This window comes from Curtobacterium sp. MCBD17_028 (assembly GCF_003234875.1).
Lineage (GTDB): Bacteria > Actinomycetota > Actinomycetes > Actinomycetales > Microbacteriaceae > Curtobacterium.
The window spans coordinates 59554-80691 of record NZ_QKTQ01000007.1; the positions used below are offsets into that span (position 1 = coordinate 59554).

Sequence of the window (21138 nt, forward strand, 5' to 3'; positions counted from 1 at the left end):
GCGCTCGTGCTCGCGCTCGTCAGCGCTCCGCCATCGTGCGCGCCTTCTCGGAGCGGTACCACTCCTGCCGCATCCCGGTCTCGACGGGCTGCATGCCGACGACGACCTTGCCGCGGGAATGGCCCGCTGCGAGGTCCTCGTAGGCGTCGACCAGGTACTCGAAGGGGTAGAACCCCGACACGAGCACCCGGAGCTGGTGCGCCTCGATGCGCCGACCGAGGTCCTGCATGATCGTCGCGGGGTCGGTGTCATCGCCGCCAGCCTGTACGAAGTGCAGCTCGACGTCACGGCGCCGCTCGAGCGACACGAACCGCGCCGGGTCGACCCCGAGCGCCGTCGACAGGGCCGCACCGTCGCCCCGGTTGTCGACGAACGCGGTGACCGGGTGCCCTGCGGCAGCCTGACGGATCCGCTCGACCATGCCATCCCCGTACGTCACCGGGAGCACGCCGATCTGCCGGAGGTAGTCGTGGTTCCGCTCACCGCAGGTGCCGATGACCCGGGCGCCTGCTGCGAGCGCCAGCTGCGCCTCGATGTGCCCCACCCCACCGGCGGCGGCGGCGATCACCACGACGTCGTCCGCGGTGATCGCGAGGTCGTCGATGATCCGCCAGGCCGTCGTCCCGGCCAGGTACAGACCGCCGGCCACCTCGAACGGGATGTTCTCCGGCTTGCGCACGATCGCCGCCGCCGGGACGCACACCCAGCTCGCCTGGGCGCCACCACCGACGGCGTGGCCCATCACGGCCTGCCCGGCGTGCACCCCGCGCACCGACCGCCCCTTCGCCCGGACGATGCCCGCGAAGCACGATCCCTGCCGCGAGGGGAACACTGTCGGAAGCCGGTCCGCCAGGGCCCCTTCGCGGGTCGCGATCTCGATGTGGCTGAGGCCGGCCGCCACGACCTCGACGACGACCTCACCGTCCGCCGGGGTCGGTCGTTCCTGGTCGACGAAGTGGAGCTCGTCGGTCCCGCCGTACCGGTCGAACTCGACCGCTGATCCCACACGCATGGCACGCTCCTGCTGTCGGCACCGTCGCCGTCGCCGTCGCAACCGTGATGCGGTACCGCCGAGCATGCGCTCCCCTGGCTGGGTCCGCGGCCGGTTCCGCGGGTGCGGGTGCAGCGGCTGCGGCTGCGGCTGCGGCTGCGGCTGCGGCTGCGGCTGATCGTGCCGGCGTCCGTGCCCGGTGGGGCTGCTCAGCGTCCAGTGGAACTCCTCAGCGGCGCGGGCCGGACTCCGCCGCGATGCGTGCGACCCGCGCCTCGTCGAACGTGAAGAGCTCGCGCCCCTCGTCCGGCACGGGGACGTGCACGGGCGTCGAGAGCACGGTGCCCTCGGCGGGGACGTCGACCACGAGCGCTCCGGCGCCGGCGAGGATGCGCTCCCGCTCGTAGACGCCCGCGATGTCGGTGTCGTTCGCGACCCCGGGCGCCACGAGCACGGGGACCCCCGTGATCGTGCCGACCATGTGGTGGTGGTAGTGCCCCGCGAGGACGACGCGCACGTCGCTCCCCCGCAGCGCATCCGCCAGCTCGTCCGGGTTCTGCAGTCGTAACGCCTCGTGCAGGGCGGTCGGCGCCGGCAACGGCGAGTGGTGCAGCACGAGGACGGTCCCGTACGGAGCGGGATCGGCGAGCAGCTCGCGGAGCCGTTCGAGCTGCTCGGGCCGCAGCAGGCCGTAGCCGGCGCCGGGGACCGAGGTGTCGAGCGTGATGATCCGGCGCCCGGCCACCATCGAGACGCCATCGACCGGGACGCTCGGCGCAACGTGCTGCAGCGTGTGCGCGACCGGTGCCCCACCTTCGGCGAACACATGGCCGTTCCCGAGGACCTCACGGAACCCGGCGCGCCCGTCGTGGTTCCCGGGCACGGCGACGACGGCCGTACCGTGCGCACGCGCCCAGGCCCCGACGCGGTCGAGCAGGGCCTGGTACGAGGCGGGCGTGCCGTCGTCCGAGCAGTCCCCGGAGACGACGACCAGGCCGACACCGGGGACGTCGGCGACCCGGGCGAGGACCGCGCCGAGTGTGGCCGCGGTGTCCACCACGCCGTTGTGCAGCGAGCCGTCACCGGTCAGGTGGGTGTCGGACAGGTGGAGGACGCGGAGGGCGCCGGGCGCGACGGGCAGCATGCCGTCACGATAGCGACCGCCGGCGACAGCAGCGATGCGACAAGAGCGCCGGTCTCCGGCGCGACCGGGAACGGCTTCCATCACACGATGTACGGCAGGTCGAAGAGGTTCGACCCATCGCGGCGGATCGGTCGGAGCCGGTGAGGTTCTTCTGCGGTGGATCGCGCAACGTCGGGTCGTTCTTCGAGATCTTCGACGAGCTCTTCATCCTCACGGTCGACCACGCGATCCGTGAGCGGCGACTCGACGCGCGGAACGACGATGCTCGGGCAGGAGCGGGCCGACTCGAAGAGCGTGCGCTCGTCCGCCGGCTGCACTCGACCGGAGCTGACACACCAGCTGGGTGCGAATCGAGACGACCCAGCCCCTCGAAACCGTCGTGGATGACCCGCTCTACAAGTGCGGCCTGACCGAGCGCTGATCCGCGCGGCGCTCGGCCTCCCGCCAGCACCCGACCGGCGATCCGTCAGCGGGCGCGGCGCCGGTCGAGGAGCTCGAGCAGCCAGGTGCGCTCACCCTTCGGCCGTGTGATGCCGATGTAGTCGAGTACGCCGCGCAGGGTCATGCTCTGAACCTACGTCGACGTCTCGATGACCGACCGGCGACCAGTCCGGTTGCCCTGCTATCGGCGAGCAAGCTCAACGAGGTCTTCGTCGAGCTGAGCGAGGGCGGGTACGGGTGCTTCACGTGCCCAGACGTCATGAAGCCACTGCTCTGCTTGCACGAGCTCGCTCCGGCTACGGTCCTGCTGGACGACGTGCGTGTGCAAGGTCTCAGCGGCGAGTTCGAACGCACCGGGATCGGGAACGACGTTGGTCCCCGATCCCCTGCGCCCGAACGCCGATGGATCGCGACACATCCAGGACCGCCTGCACGGAGCGTGCGACCCTGCTCGACGCAGAACGATGTGTACGCCAGCCGCTGTTCCTGACCCTCCGCCAGCCGGATGCGATCGATGCCGGCCCCGTCGGTGCCGATGTCGTGGTCGTCGCGGCACCCAGCGGCAGAACCTACCCTGGGCGGATGCTCTCGAGACGTGACGCCGCCATCCGGCTCGACATCCCGATCGAGATGGCGACCCATCACGGGATCCCCTCGCGCCTCAGCGAGGCCGACCTCGCGGCGATCGAGCAGGATCCGCCGGCCTGGCTCGTGCAGTCCAGGGCCAACCGCACGGGCAAGAAGGTCTGGGTGCACCTCGAGTGCGTCGTCTGCGGATTCAGCGAGGATGCGCGGCCCAAGAAGTGGTGGCCCGACTGGGACTACCTGATGTGTGACTACCACGCGGGGTACCAGGCGCCGGAACCGGCCGCAGGGCTCGTGCGGCACGAAGTGGACGGCGTGGGCACGCGATTCGTCGCCCTCGTCGACGAGGCGCCCTAGCCCGAGCCGCGCTCGAGGACACGCCATCTCGAACCCGCGCGAGCGACGGTCCTGGCACACGTGCGACGAACGATCGTGTCAGTGCCGGGCGCTCTCGTTGAACTCGGGGGTCGTCGCTGAGCACTGCACACGCGCTCCTGGCGTGGTGGATGTCGCGGTCGCGATCACGCGTTTCCCGTCGAGCAGGATCCGGCAGGTCGCCGTCGCGCCCTCCCCGGGCGTCGCGGTCACCGACGCTCGTTGCTCGGCCAGGACCACGGCGTCGTGCGTCCACCGCGACCCGTCACCGTCCGTGCGGTCCGTCGTGGCGGACCCGAGCCGCTGGATCTCCGGGGCGTCACCACGCTCCCTGGCACCCTCGACCTCGACCTCGGTGAGTTCCGCGCCGGTCGGTCGGTCGACGTGGATCTCGTACGTGACCGCCCACGCGTCACCGATCTGCTGGTGGATGTAACTGCACCCGGTACCGAGCAGTGCGACCGACGCGGCGATGGCGATCGCGGTCATGGAACGGAGACGGGAGGTGCTGGATCCAGACATGTCGTCAGCCTCCACCTGCGGCCACAGCCGCGTCGCCCGCCAGCAGGAGCACGTCCATCCGACGATCGGCGGATCCGGCCTCCTCCGCCCGACGGAGGACCTTCGATGTCGACGAGGGGTGCCCCGGCTCGGGCGGCGATCACATGTCGTCGATGAGGCGGAGCGTGTACTCGTCGGGCACGGTCCGGTGCCGGAAGTAGTGGTGGAAGATCCGTGCCGCCTCGTCCGCGTCGAACAGTTCCGCCGGGTGCCGTGGTTCGTGGGCCGACTGCACGTCGAGGGTCTCCGTCAACGGCTCGGACAGGTCGTGCTGCCGACCGACGACGTAGAACCGCAGCTGCCCGTCCGCCTCCGCTCGTCGGAGTTCCACCCCCATGCGCTCGGCGGTGCCCCCGGCCTGCAAGTACTGGTCTTCGTACTCGACGCCGTTGTCGTCCTTCGGCCGGTCCTGCCAGCGGAGGCCGTCGGGCAGGTAGTAGAGGACGTACGCGAACCTGCGGTCGTTGTCCAGCAACCCGAGTTCGCGGCGGATCTGCTCGTCGTACGGGCGGAAGCTGTTCGACAGTGTCGTCGTGCTGCGTCCGGGCCAGTCCGTGATGTACATGGTTCCTACTTGACGTTGATGAGCCGAGTCGAGGTGATGAGGATCTTCTTCCCGTCCAGTGTGGCGGTTGCCGGGTTGTCATAGCTGACCGCGTCGTCGAACTCCTCCTGGCTCGTGGACTTGGTCGCGGTCCCGCTCTTCACCTCGACCCCTTCGTAGGTGCCGTCGGGCTTCTCCGCCAGGCCGTCGAACTTCCGGGTGTGTCCGACGCTGTCCACGCGCGCGACCACTTCCTTCGGGTTCGGCGTGATGCCGGTCTCCTCTTCGTAGTCATCCAGCCCCCGCTGCTGCTTGTCCGCGGAGTCCGCTCGAGCCTTGTCGTTGTCCTCGGATCGGTAGCGGCCCTTCTTGTCGCGACCTTCGTACTGCTCGTTCTTCTCCCGCCACCGCTGGACGTGGTCGGTCTGGTTCGGGCTCACGCGGTCGTCGGTCATCGCGTGGACGCCCAACTGCGTCGCCCCGGTCGCCGCGAGACCGGCACCGGCTGTCATGACCGCGGCGCCGGAGATGTTCAGCGGGACCCCGGCGATCGCGCCGACCCCCGTGATGTCGAGCACGACACCGCCGCCCTCCATCGCGGCACCGCCGACCATGGTCGCGATACCGCCGAGGAGCTCGAGCATCTCGTCCGGGTGATCGACCATCGCGTTGCCCAAGGACGCGAAGACGTTCCCTGCGACCGCTGCGGCGTCCTGCATGTGGGGCCACGCTGCCGCTGCCTCCGCACCGATCACCGCGCCGCCGACGCCGACCGCCGCCTTCGCGGTGTCCCATGCACGCTCGAACCAGTTGTGGTCGCCGCCACCACCCGCTCCGGAGACGTGCGCAGCCGTGTGCACGGGATGAGCGTCCACGGTCGAAGGGCTGATGCCGTCGAGCTGCGTAGCGATGCCACTGAGCGTCGCAGTGACGTTGTCGTTGTGCGCTCGGACCTTCATCCGCAGCCCGAGCTCCTCGCCGACGAGCTCCGGCACCTGCTGCCAGTTCGTCACGACCGTACCGACCGCGCCGAGCAGGTCACCGCTCGCGGCTTGCTCCGCCGCCGCCGCGGCGACCTGCCCCGGCGCGGAGGCGTGGAACTGCGCGATCTGCCGCACGAGCCGGTCGTGCTCGTGCGCGAGGTCATCGATGCTGTCCGCGGCGCGGGTGGCGACGCGGAGGAACTCGTGCGCAGCGACCTGCATCTGCTGCGCCTTTTGCAAGGCCGGGTCCATCAACGGTGTCAGCGCCGGCTGCAGCGCGTTGGACGAGAACACCGCCGGCAGCCCCGACCATGACCGAGATGCGTTCGTGGCGGCGTCGAGGACGCCGTCCGCCGCGGTCGAGAACCGGCGCGCGGCCGAGCGGAGACCGTCAGCGTCGTCGGGAACGTCCGTGACGTCGTCGGCGGTCAAGGCGCCATCCAGGACGCTCACCGTTCGATGCCCCGGGCCGTCTCCGCGAGGGCGCTGTCCGTCGTGGTGAGGGCGTGTCCTGCGGCGGTCAACGACGTGCCGAGGCTGGTCATCCTCGTTCCGATGTCGTCGGAGCGCCCGCTGAACCGCGCCGCCAGCCTGCCCATCGCCCCTGCGAGCGGGGCGGACGACACCGCCTCCTCCGCGGCAGCGAGCGCCGCGTCCGCCTGTGCAGCGTGCTCGCCGCTGCTGCCGCCATGCACCTGCAGCCCCCGGGCCAGCGACGCCAGCCCGTCCTCATCCAACCTCAGCTCCCCGGCCATGACACCCCCACTTGACGGGACCGCGTTCCGCAGAGGCCACCATACGACCGCCAGCGAACGACCGCACCCTCGCCGAGGGGCACGCGAGCACCACGGAGGGCCGTTCCCGACGATGTCCGCGAGCGCCCTGGCGCGCACGTCCTGGCATCGGACCCAGCGCTGACGTGCGCACTCGGTCAGTGCGGGCGTGTTGCGGATCAGGTCGAAGATCCCCGGCGCACAGGACCACCGGGCTCCACTCCCCGACGTCGCGCTCGACGGGCTACAGCGGTAGAGCTCGTTGGCGCCTCAGCATCGGCTCGGCGCGACCGACCCCCGCCGGCGCCGCGTCTCCGTTCCGGTCAGCGGGCCGTCCAGCCCCCGTCGATCGGCAGCGCGGTTCCCGTGATGAGCGAGGCGCCCTCGCCGGCGAGGAACGTCACGGCGGCGGCGACCTCGTGCGGTTGTCCGATGCGGTGCAGTGCGGCGATGCGCTCCACCGTGTCGTCCCGGAACGCCTCGTCGGACAGGGCTGGGGCGGTGCCGTCCGTCTCGACGAAGGTCGGCGCAACGGCGTTCACACGGATCCCGTACCGGCCCCACTCGACCGCCAGGCACTTGGTGAGGTGGATCACGGCGGCTTTGCTCGTGCAGTAGGAGGACTCGCCGGGCAGCGCGACGAGCCCGGCTTGCGAAGCGACGTTCACGATCGACCCTCGACCCGCGGCGCGCATGTGGCGCGCGACGTACTGCGAGATGAAGAACGTCGACTTGGTGGTGAGCGACCAGACGGCGTCGAAGTGTTCCTCGGTGACGTCGAAGGCGTCCTCGACGATGCTGCCGCCGGCGTTGTTCACCAGGACGTCGATGGTCCCGAGCTCCTCGACGACCTGGTCGACCGCCGTGCGGCACCCCGCGAGGTCGGTCACGTCCATCGCGACGGTGACCACGCGCCTCCCGAGTGCGCGGATCTCGTCGGCGAGCGGCGAGGCGGCGTCCGGATCGCGCACACCGAGGGCGACGTCGGCGCCGTGACCGGCGAGGTCGAGCGCGATCGCGCGTCCGATCCCTCGGGAGGCTGCGGTCACGAGCGCGACGGATCCGCGCAGGGGTTCGGTTGTCATGGGGGGTCCTCCCGGATCGGTGAACGGTGGTGGCGACCGGAGCCGGACGTGAGCCGCCTGCTGACCACGCTGGGCCTCCAGTCTGCCGGTCGCACGCGAACCGGTCGTCGATGCTCCGGGGTCTGCGATCCCCTGCGAACCCGGGGCGTTCACCAGCCCAGGAAGCGTGTTGACGACCGGGAGCGCGCGACGCCCTTGGCGGTCAGACGCAACGCGGCCCGTTCAGGGACGTCGACGAGCCCTGAACCCACCAGCGGCCCTACGACACGCTCGCGAACGTCTACCGCGCCGCCGTCGTCCTCAACGCCGTCATCGCCTGGGCGAAACGACGAGGAGACGCACCCTAGCTCGGTTCAGTCTCGGATTCCGCTGCCGCTGCACGCACGTACGTCTCGAGCACGGACTGCAGGCGGGCGGCGGCGCGGCTGAGCACGTCGATCTCATCGGGGGTGAAGGCCCCGAACGCGTCATCGAGTTGCCGGGCAAGGGGTTGGAAGTAGGCGTCCGCGGCGTCGTTGATCGCCTTCGTGGAGCGCAGGGTCACGACGCGTCGGTCGGCGACCTCACGGGTGCGCTCGACGAATCCGGCGGTCTCGAGGCGGGAGAGCAGGATCGAGGTCGCTCCGGGCGAGAGACCGATGCGTTCGGCGAGGCGCGCAGGGGTGAGGGGACGGCCACGGTCTTCGTGTTCGATGATCTGCACGACAGCGGCCGCGTCGGTGGAGTGCATCTGGTTCTGGCGGGCGAAGAGCCGCATGAGTTCGTTCTGCGCCGCGCTGAACCCGAGGAAGCTCGCGATGATCTGCTCGCGGCCCGTCGGCTGCGGGGTGACCTCGCTCATCGCTGCACTCATCTCCTGGCCGGTCCGAACGACAGAGTTTAGCGGCAGAACATTCCGGTCATCGTCATCGGAGCGTCCAGGGCAACGGCAACTCGTCGAGCGCGTCGACCCGCTGAGTGTGGTCGATGACCTCGCCGAGTGAGGTCCACGGCCCACTGGTGAGCAGACACAGCATGTCGACGGGCGAACCCGGAAGGGCGAGTGGGGCTGTCCAGGGGAACCGCTTGCAACCTGACTATTTTGTCGCATAATGATTATGCAGCATTTATCACATTGGACAGCCCGTCGGGCGTCCTCCGGCCCACAAGGGAGACCAACCAGTCATGAAGCCGATCGTCATCATCGGAGCCGGCCTCGCCGGGCTCACGCTTGCTCGCGTCCTCCACCTCAACGGCATCCCCGTCGCCATGTACGAGGGGGAAGAGTCCCTGAACGCACGGACCCAGGGCGGTCAACTCGACATCCACGACTTCAACGGGCAGGTCGCCCTCGAACAGTGCCAGTTGATGGACGAGTTCCGGTCGATCATCAACATGGGCGCTGAGGCGATGCGGTTCCTCGGCGCCGACGGTGAGCTCGTCGGGGAGATCCCGGACGATGGCGAACTGACCAACCCGGAGGTGCTCCGGGGAGAGTTGCGGCGCATCCTCGTCGAATCGCTGCCCGAGGGAACCATCCACTGGGGTCACAAGGTCGCGTCGGTCCATGCCGACGCCGGAGCGCACCGAGTCGTCTTCGCCAACGGCGACTCCGTCGACGCGGACCTGCTCATCGGCGCCGACGGAGCCTGGTCACGAGTCCGGACCTACCTCAACGGTGCCGTGCCGGAGTACACCGGCACCATCTGGGCCGAGACGTTCCTCCACGACGTCGAAGAACGCCACACCGCCAGTGCAGCGCTCGTCGGTCGAGGCGCGATGCTCGCAATGCAGCCCGGCCGGGGCATCTTCGGGCACCGCGAAGCGGGCGACGTCATCCACAGCTACGTCGTCATGAAGAAGCCGCTCGCCTGGGCAGACACGCTCGACTCCAGGAACCGTCAGGAGGCGCTCCGACTGATCGCGGACCAGCTCGGCGAGGGCTGGGCTCCAGAACTGCGCGAACTCATCACCGCCGGCGACACCGACCCCGTGATCCGGCCGATCTGGGGTCTCCCCCTCGGTCACACGTGGGACCGCATGCCCGGGGTGATGCTCGTCGGTGACGCCGCGCACCTGACACCGCCGGACGGCGACGGCGCGAACTGGGCCCTCTTCGACGGCGCCGAACTCGGCGCGCTGATCGTCGAGCACGCAGGAGACATCAACGCCGCGTTCGACGCATTCGCCCAACGGATGCTGCCCCGCAGCGCCGAATCCTCCCAGGAGGGCTACCAGTCCTTCGAGCGCACCTTCGGCTACAACGCACCCGACAATCTCCGGAACATGATGGAAGGCGTCAAGACCTACGGCCGCGAGTACCACGAGTAGCCAGCAGTGAGCCGACCGACCGAATGACATCGACGAACGGGGCCGCGTCACATCCCGCGGTCCCGTTCGTCGCGCAGCAGGCGCCGACGTCCTGGCTGCCGCCGTGCCGCCGTCTCCACAGCCGATACACCGCGGGGAAGGCCGGTCACACCACGATCCGGATGCGGGGCTCCACGACCGGTCGGAGTACCGTCATCGGGTGCCCATCGACCTGCGCTCCGACACCGTCACCCGCCCGACCGCCGCGATGCGCGCCGCGATGCTCGACGCCGAGGTCGGCGACGACGTGTACGGCGAGGACCCGGAGGTGAACGCGCTCGAGGCCGAGGTCGCCGATCTCCTCGGGTTCGAAGCGGGCCTCTACGCGCCGTCGGGCTCGATGGCGAACCAGTTGGGACTGCGGATGCTCGTCGCGCCCGGTCAGGAGCTCGTCTGCGACGTCCAGGCCCACGTGGCCCGAGCCGAACTCGGCGCCGCCGCGGTGTTCTCGGGGATCACGACCCGGACGTGGGCGACGCCGTACGGCCGCCTCGACCACCGGGCGGTCGAGCAGATCGCGGAGCCGGACGCCGGGTCGTACATGGTGTCCACCGCTGCGATCGCGATCGAGAACACCCACAACTTCGGCGGTGGCACCGTGCAGCCCCAGAGCGAGGTCCGCGCCGTGCAGGAGTACGCGCGGACGAACGGGCTCGCGGTGCACCTCGACGGCGCTCGGCTGTGGAACGCGCACGTCGCTTCGGGCACGCCGTTGCGCGAGCTGGCCGCCGGGTTCGACACGGTCTCGGTCTGCCTGTCGAAGGGCCTCGGCGCCCCGGTCGGGTCGGTGCTCGTCGCCTCACAGGAGCGCATCGACGCCGCCCGCATCTGGCGCAAGCGTTACGGCGGCGGCATGCGGCAGGTCGGGATGCTCGCCGCGGCCGGCCGGTACGCCCTCCGGAACCACGTCGACCGCCTCGCCGAGGACCACGTGAACGCCCGACTCCTCGCCGCGGCCGTCGGGGTCGACCCCGCGACGGTCGAGTCGAACATCGTGTTCGCGGACGTGTCCGACGCGGCGCGGTTCGCGCACGAGGCCGAGGCCCAGGGCGTGCGCGTGATGCAGTCCGGCCGGACGCGCATCCGCATGGTGACGCACCTCGACGCCACGGGCGACGACATCACCCGCGCGGTCGACGTCCTCCGCGGCATCCAGCGGTAGGGACACCGAGCGGTAGGGACACCGAGCGGTAGGGACACCGAGCGGTAGGGACACCGAGCGGTAGGGACACCGAGCGGTAGGGACACCGAGCGGTAGGGACACCGAGCGGTAGGGACACCGAGCGGTAGGGACACCGAGCGGTAGGGACACCGAGCGGTAGGGACACCGAGCGGTAGGGGTCCGCACCGGCCACGCAGGCCGGCGCCGCCGGGCGCCGGGAACCCGCCGGCGAGTAGGCAGGTGGCATGGCAGATGACGAACGGCCCACGTCGGAACCGAGCCGGGAGGGACGGGTCGCGCTCGTCACGGGCGTCACCGGTGGCATCGGGCGGGCGGTGACCCGGGGCCTCCTCGACGCGGGGTACGCGGTGGTGGGCACGGTACGCGACCGCAGCCGCGCCTCCACGGCCGAACTCGACCCGGGGCGCACGGGCCGACTCGTGCTCGTCGAGGCGGACATGACGGACACCGAGCGGCTGCACGCGGTGGCGGAGGCCGCCGCGGACCCGTTCGGACCGGTCGACGTCCTGCTGCCGATCGCCGGCGTCGGCGACGTCCGCGCGCTCGACGAGATCACCCCTGAGGACTGGGAGCGCGCACTCCGCGTCAACCTGACGGCGCCGTTCGTCCTCGCGCAGGCACTCCTGCCCGGCATGGTCGAGCGCGGCTGGGGACGGATCGTCTTCACCTCGAGCGTCGCCGCGTTCACGGGCGGGTTCGTCGGCCCGCACTACGCCGCGTCGAAGGCCGGGCTGCACGGGCTCGTGCATGCGCTGTCCGCGAGGGCCGCCGCGCACGGGGTCACGGTGAACGCGATCGCCCCGGCGCTCATCGCCGACACGGGGATGATCGACGGCATGCCCTCGTCGGTCCCGACGCCGCCGGTGGGACGGCTCGGGCGTCCGGACGAGGTCGCCCAGCTCACGCTCGCCGTGCTCGGGAACGCCTACCTCACGGGGCAGGTGCTCCTGCTCGAGGGCGGCTCGCGTCCGTCCTGACGTGCGCGGTCCTGCTGTCCGCGTCCAGCGCGGCGTCGCACGACGCCGGACGCACGGGAGGCGCGGTGCGGGACGGACCCGCACCGCGCCTCCCGGACGACGGACGACCCGATCAGGCCATGACGGCGCGCTCGTCCGGTACGCAGTGCGTCATGAGCAGCCCCTCGACGTCGCGCGGGCCGTTGTGCCCGAGGTTCCCCAGGCGGGCGAGCTCGTCGTCGGACAGGGTCTGGGACTGCAGCGGCGGCAGGTCGGCGACCTCCTCGAGGGTGATGCCGAGGCCCTCGCCCACGCGCTGCCCGAGCTCGTCCTCGACCATGTAGAAGTGCCAGAGCATGCGCTCCTGCACCGGGCGGGCCGCCTGCGAGATGAGCGTGACGAAGTTCTGGACGAGGTCGTCGCGCTCCCAGTCCTCCATGAGCCGGAAGCGCTGCCCGGCCTGCGTGTAGTCGTTCGTGCGTGGGATCCGCTTGCGCGTCAGCCGCCCGACGATCTCCGGCCCCTGCTCGTCGTGCGTCGGGTACTCGGCCTCGCGGAGGCTGCCGTCCGTGATCGAGGGCTCGTAGTTGACGTGCGGGTTGGGTCCGCCGCCCTGGTGGTAGGCCATCTGCCCGTCGCGCTGGTTCGTGTGCACGCGCGCGTTCTTCGGCTGGTTGACCGGGAGCTGCAGGTAGTTCGGCCCGACGCGGTAGCGCTGCGTGTCCGAGTACGAGAACGTGCGGCCGACGAGCATCTTGTCGTCCGAGAAGTCGAGGCCGTCGACGAGCACACCGGTGCCGAACGAGATCTGCTCGTTCTCGGCGAAGAAGTCCGACACGTTCCGGTTGAGCACCATGGTGCCGACCTTCTTCGGCGGGAACTCGTTCTCGGGCCAGAGCTTCGTGTCGTCGAGCGGGTCGAAGTCGAGCTCGGGGTGGTCGTGGTCGTCCATCATCTGGACGCGGAGTTCCCACTCCGGGTACTCGCCGCGCTCGATCGCCTCGTGGAGGTCCTTCGACGCGTGGCCGAGGTCGCCCGCCTGGACCGCGGCGGCGTCGGCCTCGGTCATGCTGCTGACGCCGACCGACGGGATCCAGTGGTACTTGACGAGCTTCGTCTCGCCCTCGGCGTTGACCCACTTGTAGGTGTTCACGCCGAAGCCCTGCTGCGTCCGGTAGTTCGCCGGGATGCCGCGCGGGCTGAACAGGTTGACGAGCATGTGCATCGACTCGGGTGTCTGCGACATGAAGTCGAAGATGCGGGCCGGCTCCTGGCGGAACGTCTGGGGGTCCGGCTTGAGGGAGTGGATGACGTCCGGGAACTTGATGGCGTCGTGGATGAAGAAGACGCCGAGGTTGTTGCCGACGAGGTCCCAGTTGCCGTCCTCGGTGTAGAACTTGACGGCGAAGCCGCGCGGGTCGCGGGCGGCCTCGGAGGAGTCCCGGCCACCGATGACGGTCGAGAAGCGGATGGCGACGTCGGTGCGCTTGCCGGGTTCCTGGAACAGCTTGGCGCGCGTGTACTGCGCGATCGGCTCGTCGCCCCACTGGCCGGTCGCCTCGAAGTACCCGAAGGCGACGAAGCCACGGGCGTGGACGACGCGCTCCGGGATGCGCTCGCGGTCGAAGTGGCTGATCTTCTCGAGGAACTGGTAGTTCTCGAGCGTCGCGGGCCCCCGGGCGCCGACGGTGCGCTGGTTCTGGTTGTCGTAGACCGGGTGGCCCTGACGGTTGGTGAGGACCTCGCGGTCGTCACCCTCGGCGGGAGGCTGGGAGGAGACGTCGGTCACGGGTTGTTCCTTTCCTGGACGGCTGCCTTCCCAGTGTCCTCCATCGGCCCCGGGGCGCCTGCACGGCCGGCACCCGGGCGTGCCGCAGCCGGCCGCCCGTCCCCCTGTCCGCGAGATCGCAGTCCCTGCCGCTCTGGCTCCGGTGAGAACGGCAACGACCGCGATCTCGCGCTTCAGGCGCCCTCGGGCGGATGGACGAGCAGGTCGACGCGGTCGGCGAGGTACTGCGCGAGCGGCAGGGCATCGCCGTCCGCGACGGCGGGGCTCCAGCGGACGACGACCTCGCCGTCGCGCACGGACAGGGGACCTGCGGCGCCGCGCAGGTGCTCGTCGAGCGGGATCGGCACGGTGCCGTGGTTGACGGTGTCGCCCGCGCGGAACCCACCCTTGACCGCCGCCGCACGGTACGCCCGACGGATCTCCGCCGACGTCGACTGGTACTGCGGTCGGCCCGGCTCCGTCACGCGGGTGATCAGGCCCGTCGCGCGGACGGTGCCGACCCGGTCGACGAGCAGCACCCCGAGCCGCCACGCGCGCCCCAGGTCGCGCATGGTCGGCTCCCGCCGGATCCCGAGCACGCGGCGCGGTTCGACGTACTCGCCGACGGCCTCGTCACGCGCACCGGCGGCCTCGAGCCGCTGCACGGCCTCGGCGATCGCGGTGCGGGCGCGGGTGATCGCGTCCGCGTCGTCCGTCGTCGCATCCACGCCGACGAGCGTAGGCCGGGTGGCGGGAGCGGGACGCGCCGCCCGGAATGCGACCACGCTGGATGCGGTTGCATGGACCGGTGCGGTCCCGACCCGTGGACCCGGAGTGGAGCAACATGGCGTTCCTGCGGTGGCTGTTCGACGCGCAGCTCGTCATCGGCGACCAGACCGTGCTGTGGCGCGAGATCGTCGGCAACGTGTTCGGCCTGCTCAGCGCGCTCGGCGGCATGCGCCGTCGGGTGTGGGCCTGGCCCGTCGGCATCGTCGGCAACGCGCTGCTGTTCACGGTGTTCATGGGCGCGGTGTTCGACACCCCGAACCCCGTCAACCTGCTCGGTCAGGCCGGGCGACAGATCATGTTCATCGTGGTGTCCGTGTACGGGTGGTGGCGGTGGACGCGGCGACCCGAGCCCGGCGACGCCGTCGTCGAGCCGCGGTGGGCCTCGTGGCGGACGCGCGCCCTGCTCGCTGTCGGCATGGTCGGCGGGACGCTCGTGCTCACCCCGATCTTCCGGGCGCTCGGGTCGTACGAGCCCGTCTGGAGCGACGCGTGGATCTTCGTCGGGTCGCTCCTGGCCACCTACGGCATGGCGAAGGGCTGGGTCGAGTTCTGGCTGATCTGGGTGGCGGTCGACGTCGTCGGGGTGCCGCTGCTGTTCTCGGCTGGCTACTACGCCTCAGGTCTCATGTACGTGTTCTACGGGGTGTTCACGCTCACCGGGTTCTTCGTGTGGCGGCGCACCCGGACGAAGCCGCCGGCAGCCCCGGTGACGGTCGGCTGACCGCGCCGCCCCTCGGCGAGATCGCAGTCGTCGCCGCTCTGACCGATCCCAGAACGGCAACGACTGCGATCCCGCGGAAGGGGGCAGAGGCCGGTCGGTAGCGTGGGCACGTGGACCAGAGCAGCTTCGACGACCGCTACACCATCCGCCGGTTCTCGCCCGGCCTGACCCCGGAGGGCACGGCCGACGCGCAGACCACCGCGTTCTTCGCGAGCGTCGACGCCGGGTTCCACCAGCCCGAGGTGGCCCCCGACCGTCTCGGGCGGATGGTCCGGCACGTGATCGACGACCGGACTGAGCTGCTCGGCGTGCACCGGCGCGACCCCATGCCCGACTCGCTCGAGGTCGACGCTCCCGTCGGCACGTTCGGCAGTCTCCCGAAGCGCCTGAGCTGGGGCGACGGCACCGAGATCGACACCTTCGCGATCGCGTCGGTGACGGTCCGTCCGACCGAACGCCGACGCGGCATCCTCCGGCGCATGATGACCGACTCCCTGCAGCGTGCCGCGGACGAGGGGTACCCGCTCGCGAGCCTGACGGCGAGCGAAGGCACGATCTACCGCCGGTTCGGCTTCGGCGCCGCGATCCGCGAGCGCACGATCGACGTCGACCGATCCGCGGCGCTCCCGCTGCTGGTGCCGGCCAGGGGCGAGATCGCCCCGGTCGACACCGCCGTCCTGGCCCAGGGGCTCGCCCGACAGGTGTACGAGCGGTTCCACGCGCGGACGCCGGGCTCGATGACCCGGAACGAGGGCACCTGGAACGCCCTCCTCGGTCGCCAGGGCGACGGTGAGCCGAACCGGGCGGTGCGCGCGGTCGTGCACCGGCCCTCCCGGTCGGAGCCCGTCGACGGCTACGTGACGTACAAGGCGGAGCAGACGGAGCGGCACGCGGTGCGGCTCGAGATCGTCGACCTCGTCGCCGCGACGGACGAGGCGTACATCGCGCTCTGGCACCACCTGCTCGCCGTCGACCTCGTGCGCGTGGTCCGGTACGGGACGGCCCGCGTCGACGACCCGGTCCTCCACGTGCTCGCCGACGACCGTGCGCTGTCCACCGTGTTCGAGGAGGACCACGTCTGGTTCCGCGTGCTCGACCCGGTGGCGACGTTCGCGTCCCGCCCGTTCGCGGTGGACGGCACGGTGACGATCGGCGTCCACGACGCACTCGGGTTCTCGGACGGGACGCTGCGGTTGTCGGTGGTCCAGGGCCGTGCGACGGTCGAGCGGACCGCGGGCGGACAGGACGAGGCCGACGTCGAACTCGACGTCGCGGAACTCGGCGCACTCGTGCTCGGCGCGGTGGACGTCGGCACGCTCGTCGCCGCTGGCCTCGTCCGTGCGGAAGCCGGGGCGGCCGCGCGGCTCCGCGCCATGCTCGTCCCCATCCGGACCCCCCACCAGATCGCCTACTTCTGACCCCGGCGACGGACGGGAACGCTCCGCGCAACCCCTTGTCTCCGGACCTGGACACACGTACAGTGCGCTGTTGGGACGGTGAATGCGGAACTCGAACAGTTCCGGGTCGGCGTCTCACCGACAACCACAGACGTTCCTCGCGGCCGATCGGGTCGCGAAGGCCGACCATCCCCGTTCCGGTCGGCGCCTCCCGTGTCCCTGGACCACCAGCAGGACACGGCGGCGAACGGCGGGTGTCCTCCCGTGACCCGAAGCGGGAGGACACCCGATCCTCGTCGTCGGACGGGAGGAGCGGTGCGGGTCCGCACCGCTCCTCCCGTCGCCGGTCCTACGCCTCCTCGAGCTGGCGCTCGATGTCCTCGAGGCTCCGACCCTTGGTCTCCGGCAGGATCTTCCACATCGTGATCGTGCCCGCGATCGCGAAGACCGCGAACGCCCAGAACAGGGTCGTGGCGCTGAGGCCCGAGATCACGCTGAGGACCACGAGCGAGATGATCAGGTCGAGGCCCCAGTGGGTGACCGTGCCGAAGGACTGCGCCTTGCCACGGACCCGGTTGGGCAGGACCTCGCTGTTGACGAGCCAGATCGCGATGCCGAGGCTCGCGGCGAACACGCCCTCGTAGATCATGAGGCCGATGACGAGGAGCACGCCGACCGTCGACGACTGCGGGAACAGGTAGAGCGCACCGATCGCGGCGAGCGCGATGGCGACGATCAGGGTCCCGCCGATCAGGAGCCAGCGGCGGCCGAGGAAGTCGACGAGCAGCAGTCCGATCAGGGTGAACAGCAGGAATGCCCCGCCGATGCCGACCGAGCTGAGGATCGCGGACGAGTCCCCGAATCCGGCGGACTTCAGCATGGTGGGCGCGTAGTAGAGGATCGCGTTGACCCCGGACAGCTGGTTCGTGGCCGCGACGACGACGCCGATCACGATGCCGCGACGGACACCGCGGGTCCGGAACAGCGACCGGTAGCTGACCGCGTGCTCGGACTTGATCGCGCCGGTGATGTCACCGAGCTCCGCCGCGGCCTCGGCCACGGTGGACCGGATGCGCTCGAGGACGGCGCGGGCGTCGTCGACCCGGCCCTTCGCGGCGAGCCAGCGCGGGCTCTCGGGCAGCGGCAGGAGGCCGACCAGCATGACGACGGCCGGCACGGCGGCGAGGCCGATCATCCAACGCCAACCCTCGATCGGGGCGAACGCGTAGCCGACCAGGTAGGACACGAAGATGCCGAGCGCCACGAACAGCTGGTTGAACGACACGAGGCGGCCACGGATGCGGGCCGGGGCGATCTCGGCGATGTACATCGGCACGACGAGCGAGGACGACCCGACGCTCAGGCCGAGCAGGAACCGCGACACGTAGATGAGCGGGAGCCAGCCGATGAGCGAGCTGCCGAGCGCGCCGACGATGTAGATCGCGGCGAGCAGGATCAGGGTGCGGCGTCGACCGAGGCGGTCGACCACCGGACCACCGCCCATGACGCCGATCACGGCGCCGGCGAGCAGGATCGCCACGAAGAACTGTTGTCCGAACTCACCGAGGTGGTACTCGGGCGCCACGTACAGCAGCGCGGCCGACACGATGCCCGTGTCGTAGCCGAACAGGAACCCTCCGAGCCCTGCGATCACCGAGGCCCACACCACGATCCCCCTGCGGTGGTGCCCGGTCGTCCTGCGGGCGTCCCGCGCGGTCATCTCCGTCGATGTCATCACAACTCCGTCGTCATCCCATCCGCCGAGTCCGGTTGGCTCGGCGCCCGGTCGAGTGTACGTCGAGGTGAGCGCTCACAGTGAGCGCTCACTCCCCGTTTCGAACGCTGACGGCGAACGTGACCGGCGATGGGCCGTTCGACGCAGCGTTCTGTCCAGAGCACGCCGGGACGGCTGCGTGGTCGTTCAGCCGGGCCGCCACAACCGTCCGTCATCGGGCGGCGCGCCGGGTCAGGACGTGCGCGGCCACCGGGACATCACGGCGACGATCCCCACCGCTCGCGCCGGGGGTGGCGGTCGACCCCCGTTCTGGGGCAGAACCACCCCCCGAACGGAGGCTGCCCCGACACCGGGAGCAGGAGCGATCCTCGATGTCGGCCAGGGGCCGGACCGCTGATCAGGAGCGGCCCGGCCACCGCTCCGGCCGACTCCCCCCGCCCTCCCCCCACCACGGAGCACCAGTGTCGAACCCCTGTGCGCCGCGTCTCCGGCGCGCCCTCGTGTCCAACGTCCGCACGGTCGTCGCCCTCCTCGCGGTCGTCGTGGCCGTCCTCGCGGCGGCACTCGCCCGCCCGGGCGCCGCGTCGGCGGCGACCACCTACACGGGCTACGTCCGCTACGCCTCGGCGCCCGCCGAGGTGATCGGCAAGACCGCCGCGGGCTACCGTCTGCTCACGCCGGCCGAGGCCGCCGCCGTGCCGCCGGACGCCGTCACGTACCTGGCGAACACACAGTTCCTCCGGGTCGGGACCACCGGCCCGATCTACAAGGTGTCGAGCGACCTCGTCAGCACCGTCACCACGGCGCAGTGGACGGCCCAGGGCACGCCGACGCCACGCATCGTCGACCGGGTCCCGGCGATGGAGTACTCGAGCTACGCGTCGAACCCCTCCGAGATCATCGTGCGCACCCCGGTCGGGGTCTGGCGGCACGCCACGGCCGCCGAGACCGCGAGCATCCCGGCATCGTCCGTGACGTACCGGGCCGACACGTACTACCTGAGCAGCGTCGGATCGTCGCAGGTGGTCAAGCGGGTCGCCGGGGTGAGCACACCGATCACGACCGCACAGTGGCGGGCCGAGGGCTCCCCCACGCCGATGGTGCCCCCGGTGCCGAGCGTCGGCACGGACCCCTTCACCACCGCCGCGCCCTACGTCGACCCCGACTACCCCTCCGTCGCCGCCGCTGCGGCGCTCCGGGCCAGCGGCGACACCACCGACGCCGCGGTGCTCGACCGGATCAGCGCGCACGGCGGCACGCGGTGGCTCGGGAGCGGCAACACGATCGCGACCGTCGCCGCCACCACGTCCGCGTACGTCGGAGCCGCCGTCGCCGCGGGCCGCACCGGGACGCTCGTGGTCTACGGGATCCCCGGCCGCGACTGCGGGAGCTACTCGGCCGGGGGCTTCTCGGCGACGGACTACCCGAGGTGGATCGCCCAGATCGCCGCGGGCATCGCGCACCGACGGGTCGCCGTCGTGCTCGAACCCGATGCGCTGCTGCAACTCGGCCGATGCCCCGACGTGCAAGGTGACCGCACGGGCCTCCTGCGCGCTGCGGCGACCACCCTGACCGCCGCGGGCGCCACCGTCTACCTCGACGCCGGGACGAGCAACTCCGGCGTCGACACCGCGACGATGGTGTCCCGCCTCCTCGCCGCCGGCGTGCAGGGCGTGCGCGGGTTCGCCGTGAACGTGTCGAACTACAAGTCGACGAGCGACGTCCAGGCCTACGCCGACGAGGTCTCCCGACTGCTCGGCGGCGCGCACTACGTCATCGACACGTCGCGCAACGGCAACGGCTCCGACGGCGAGTGGTGCAACGCCCGGGGACGCGCGATCGGCCAGGCACCGGCGGCGAGCAGCCACGGCAACGAGGACGCCGCGTTGTGGATCAAGACCGTCGGGGCCTCCGACGGCACGTGCAACGGTGGACCGGCCGCGGGGACCTGGTGGAACACCATCGCGCTCGAGCTCGCGCGGAACGCCGGGTACTGACGTATCGATTCCGCATCGGAGCCTCCGAGTCGCATCGTGGTCCGTTCCAGGCCGGCGCTAGGGTCGGCCTGGTGAAGACGACGACGATGGTGCTCACGTCCGCAACCGCCCTGGCCGCGGTGATCGCCCTGACCGGCTGCGCCGGCTCGGGCAGCGGCTCCGACCGACCGACGGTCACGGCCACGCGGACCGCCACGGCGACCACGACCGCGACCGCCAGCCCGTCGGTCACCGCCGGCGGGAGCGGCACCGGTGGGAGCGGCACCGGAGACTCGGACGGCTCGACCTCGGCCGCCGGCGGCCGCTGCACCACGGATCAGCTCAGCGGAGGTACCGCGGAAGGCACCGGCGGTGCGGCCGGCAGCGTCGGCATCGTCCTGACGCTGACGAACACCGGCACCACGCCGTGCACCCTGCAAGGCTGGCCTGGCGTGTCCTTCGTCGGCGGCGGGGACGGCGAGCAGATCGGCGCGCCGGCCGAGCTCGACCGGACCTCCGAGCACGACACCGTCACCCTCGGGCCGGGAGCGCAGGGTCAGGTCGCGCTCAAGATCACCCAGGCCGCCGCGTACGACGCCGCCGAGTGCTCGCCGCAGCCGGCCGACGGGTTCCGGGTCTACCCGCCCGGGTCGAAGACGTCGCTGTTCATCAAGGACACGGCGTACACGGCCTGCGCATCGGGCACCGTGCACCTGCTGACGACGGGCGCGGTCGTGGTCGGGCCCGCCCACCCCTGACACCGGCGGACGGGAGGCCTGGCC

At 71.1% G+C, this 21138-nt stretch carries 20 protein-coding genes; 8 read left to right on the top strand and 12 right to left on the bottom strand.

The annotated features are described in order from the left end of the window. Nucleotides 1–19 precede the first annotated feature (19 nt). The 3 genes from DEI86_RS10205 to DEI86_RS10220 form a co-directional block, all read right to left on the bottom strand. Complete coding sequence (locus tag DEI86_RS10205; RefSeq protein WP_111035567.1) at nt 20–1012, bottom strand: NADP-dependent oxidoreductase; 993 nt, start codon at nt 1010–1012, stop codon at nt 20–22. A 208-nt stretch (nt 1013–1220) separates the two neighbouring features. Beyond that, nucleotides 1221–2135, bottom strand: a complete 915-nt coding sequence (locus DEI86_RS10215) for a metallophosphoesterase (RefSeq protein WP_111049460.1) — start codon at nt 2133–2135, stop codon at nt 1221–1223. A gap of 80 nt (nt 2136–2215) precedes the next feature. Beyond that, nucleotides 2216–2452, bottom strand: coding sequence for a hypothetical protein (locus tag DEI86_RS10220; RefSeq protein WP_111035565.1), 237 nt, complete (start codon nt 2450–2452; stop codon nt 2216–2218). Nucleotides 2453–3158: 706 nt separating this feature from the next. Between DEI86_RS10220 and DEI86_RS10225 the strand changes: the two genes are divergently transcribed. Beyond that, the gene (locus DEI86_RS10225; protein WP_111013880.1) at nt 3159–3518 is read left to right on the top strand and encodes a hypothetical protein; all 360 of its coding nucleotides are present in this window, start codon (nt 3159–3161) and stop codon (nt 3516–3518) included. Nucleotides 3519–3596: 78 nt separating this feature from the next. Here DEI86_RS10225 and DEI86_RS10230 read toward each other — a convergent pair whose 3' ends face one another. The 6 genes from DEI86_RS10230 to DEI86_RS10255 form a co-directional block, all read right to left on the bottom strand. Next, nucleotides 3597–4025, bottom strand: a complete 429-nt coding sequence (locus DEI86_RS10230) for a hypothetical protein (RefSeq protein ID WP_111035564.1) — start codon at nt 4023–4025, stop codon at nt 3597–3599. 172 nt (nt 4026–4197) lie between these two features. Continuing rightward, entirely contained in the window at nt 4198–4662 is a 465-nt protein-coding gene (locus DEI86_RS10235) for a hypothetical protein (protein WP_111035563.1), read from the bottom strand. Nucleotides 4663–4667: 5 nt separating this feature from the next. Further along, nucleotides 4668–6056 carry a hypothetical protein gene (locus DEI86_RS10240; protein WP_146244901.1) on the bottom strand — a complete coding sequence of 463 codons (1389 nt, stop codon included), beginning with the start codon at nt 6054–6056 and terminating at the stop codon, nt 4668–4670. Nucleotides 6057–6073: 17 nt separating this feature from the next. Continuing rightward, nucleotides 6074–6379 carry a hypothetical protein gene (locus DEI86_RS10245; protein ID WP_111049461.1) on the bottom strand — a complete coding sequence of 102 codons (306 nt, stop codon included), beginning with the start codon at nt 6377–6379 and terminating at the stop codon, nt 6074–6076. A 341-nt stretch (nt 6380–6720) separates the two neighbouring features. Further along, nucleotides 6721–7482 carry an SDR family NAD(P)-dependent oxidoreductase gene (locus DEI86_RS10250; protein WP_111013834.1) on the bottom strand — a complete coding sequence of 254 codons (762 nt, stop codon included), beginning with the start codon at nt 7480–7482 and terminating at the stop codon, nt 6721–6723. A gap of 343 nt (nt 7483–7825) precedes the next feature. Then, nucleotides 7826–8323, bottom strand: a complete 498-nt coding sequence (locus DEI86_RS10255; protein WP_111013835.1) for a MarR family winged helix-turn-helix transcriptional regulator — start codon at nt 8321–8323, stop codon at nt 7826–7828. A 323-nt stretch (nt 8324–8646) separates the two neighbouring features. On the opposite strand from DEI86_RS10255, the gene DEI86_RS10260 reads away from it, so the two are divergent. The 3 genes from DEI86_RS10260 to DEI86_RS10270 all read left to right on the top strand — a co-directional run bounded on the left by DEI86_RS10260 (nt 8647) and on the right by DEI86_RS10270 (nt 11991). After that, entirely contained in the window at nt 8647–9792 is a 1146-nt protein-coding gene (locus DEI86_RS10260) for an NAD(P)/FAD-dependent oxidoreductase (RefSeq protein WP_111035559.1), read from the top strand. A gap of 199 nt (nt 9793–9991) precedes the next feature. Next, nucleotides 9992–10993 carry a low specificity L-threonine aldolase gene (locus DEI86_RS10265; protein ID WP_111049462.1) on the top strand — a complete coding sequence of 334 codons (1002 nt, stop codon included), beginning with the start codon at nt 9992–9994 and terminating at the stop codon, nt 10991–10993. Between the two features lie 245 nt (nt 10994–11238). Beyond that, nucleotides 11239–11991 carry an SDR family NAD(P)-dependent oxidoreductase gene (locus DEI86_RS10270; RefSeq protein ID WP_111049463.1) on the top strand — a complete coding sequence of 251 codons (753 nt, stop codon included), beginning with the start codon at nt 11239–11241 and terminating at the stop codon, nt 11989–11991. Between the two features lie 112 nt (nt 11992–12103). Here the strand turns inward: DEI86_RS10270 and DEI86_RS10275 are convergent, their stop codons facing one another. Beyond that, entirely contained in the window at nt 12104–13759 is a 1656-nt protein-coding gene (locus DEI86_RS10275) for a catalase (RefSeq protein ID WP_111049464.1), read from the bottom strand. Between the two features lie 173 nt (nt 13760–13932). Continuing rightward, a complete protein-coding gene (locus tag DEI86_RS10280; RefSeq protein ID WP_111010030.1) occupies nt 13933–14466 on the bottom strand; it encodes a hypothetical protein in 534 nt (177 codons plus the stop codon). 116 nt (nt 14467–14582) lie between these two features. Here DEI86_RS10280 and pnuC point away from each other — a divergent pair, with 116 nt between their 5' ends. Then, on the top strand, nt 14583–15248 hold the full coding sequence (gene pnuC, locus DEI86_RS10285) for a nicotinamide riboside transporter PnuC (RefSeq protein WP_111010218.1): 666 nt from the start codon (nt 14583–14585) through the stop codon (nt 15246–15248). Between the two features lie 110 nt (nt 15249–15358). Continuing rightward, nucleotides 15359–16666: a GNAT family N-acetyltransferase gene (locus tag DEI86_RS10290; RefSeq protein WP_111049465.1), complete on the top strand. Its 1308-nt coding sequence runs from the start codon at nt 15359–15361 to the stop codon at nt 16664–16666. 328 nt (nt 16667–16994) lie between these two features. On the opposite strand, the gene DEI86_RS10295 is transcribed toward DEI86_RS10290, so the two are convergent. Beyond that, nucleotides 16995–18380: a sugar porter family MFS transporter gene (locus DEI86_RS10295; RefSeq protein ID WP_220035646.1), complete on the bottom strand. Its 1386-nt coding sequence runs from the start codon at nt 18378–18380 to the stop codon at nt 16995–16997. 500 nt (nt 18381–18880) lie between these two features. Between DEI86_RS10295 and DEI86_RS10300 the strand changes: the two genes are divergently transcribed. Together DEI86_RS10300 and DEI86_RS10305 are read left to right on the top strand one after the other, a co-directional pair. Continuing rightward, nucleotides 18881–20377 (top strand): glycoside hydrolase family 6 protein, encoded by a 1497-nt coding sequence (locus tag DEI86_RS10300; RefSeq protein ID WP_181439754.1) that lies wholly within the window; start codon nt 18881–18883, stop codon nt 20375–20377. A gap of 71 nt (nt 20378–20448) precedes the next feature. Then, the gene (locus DEI86_RS10305; RefSeq protein WP_111049467.1) at nt 20449–21114 is read left to right on the top strand and encodes a DUF4232 domain-containing protein; all 666 of its coding nucleotides are present in this window, start codon (nt 20449–20451) and stop codon (nt 21112–21114) included. The last annotated feature ends 24 nt before the right edge of the window (nt 21115–21138 follow it).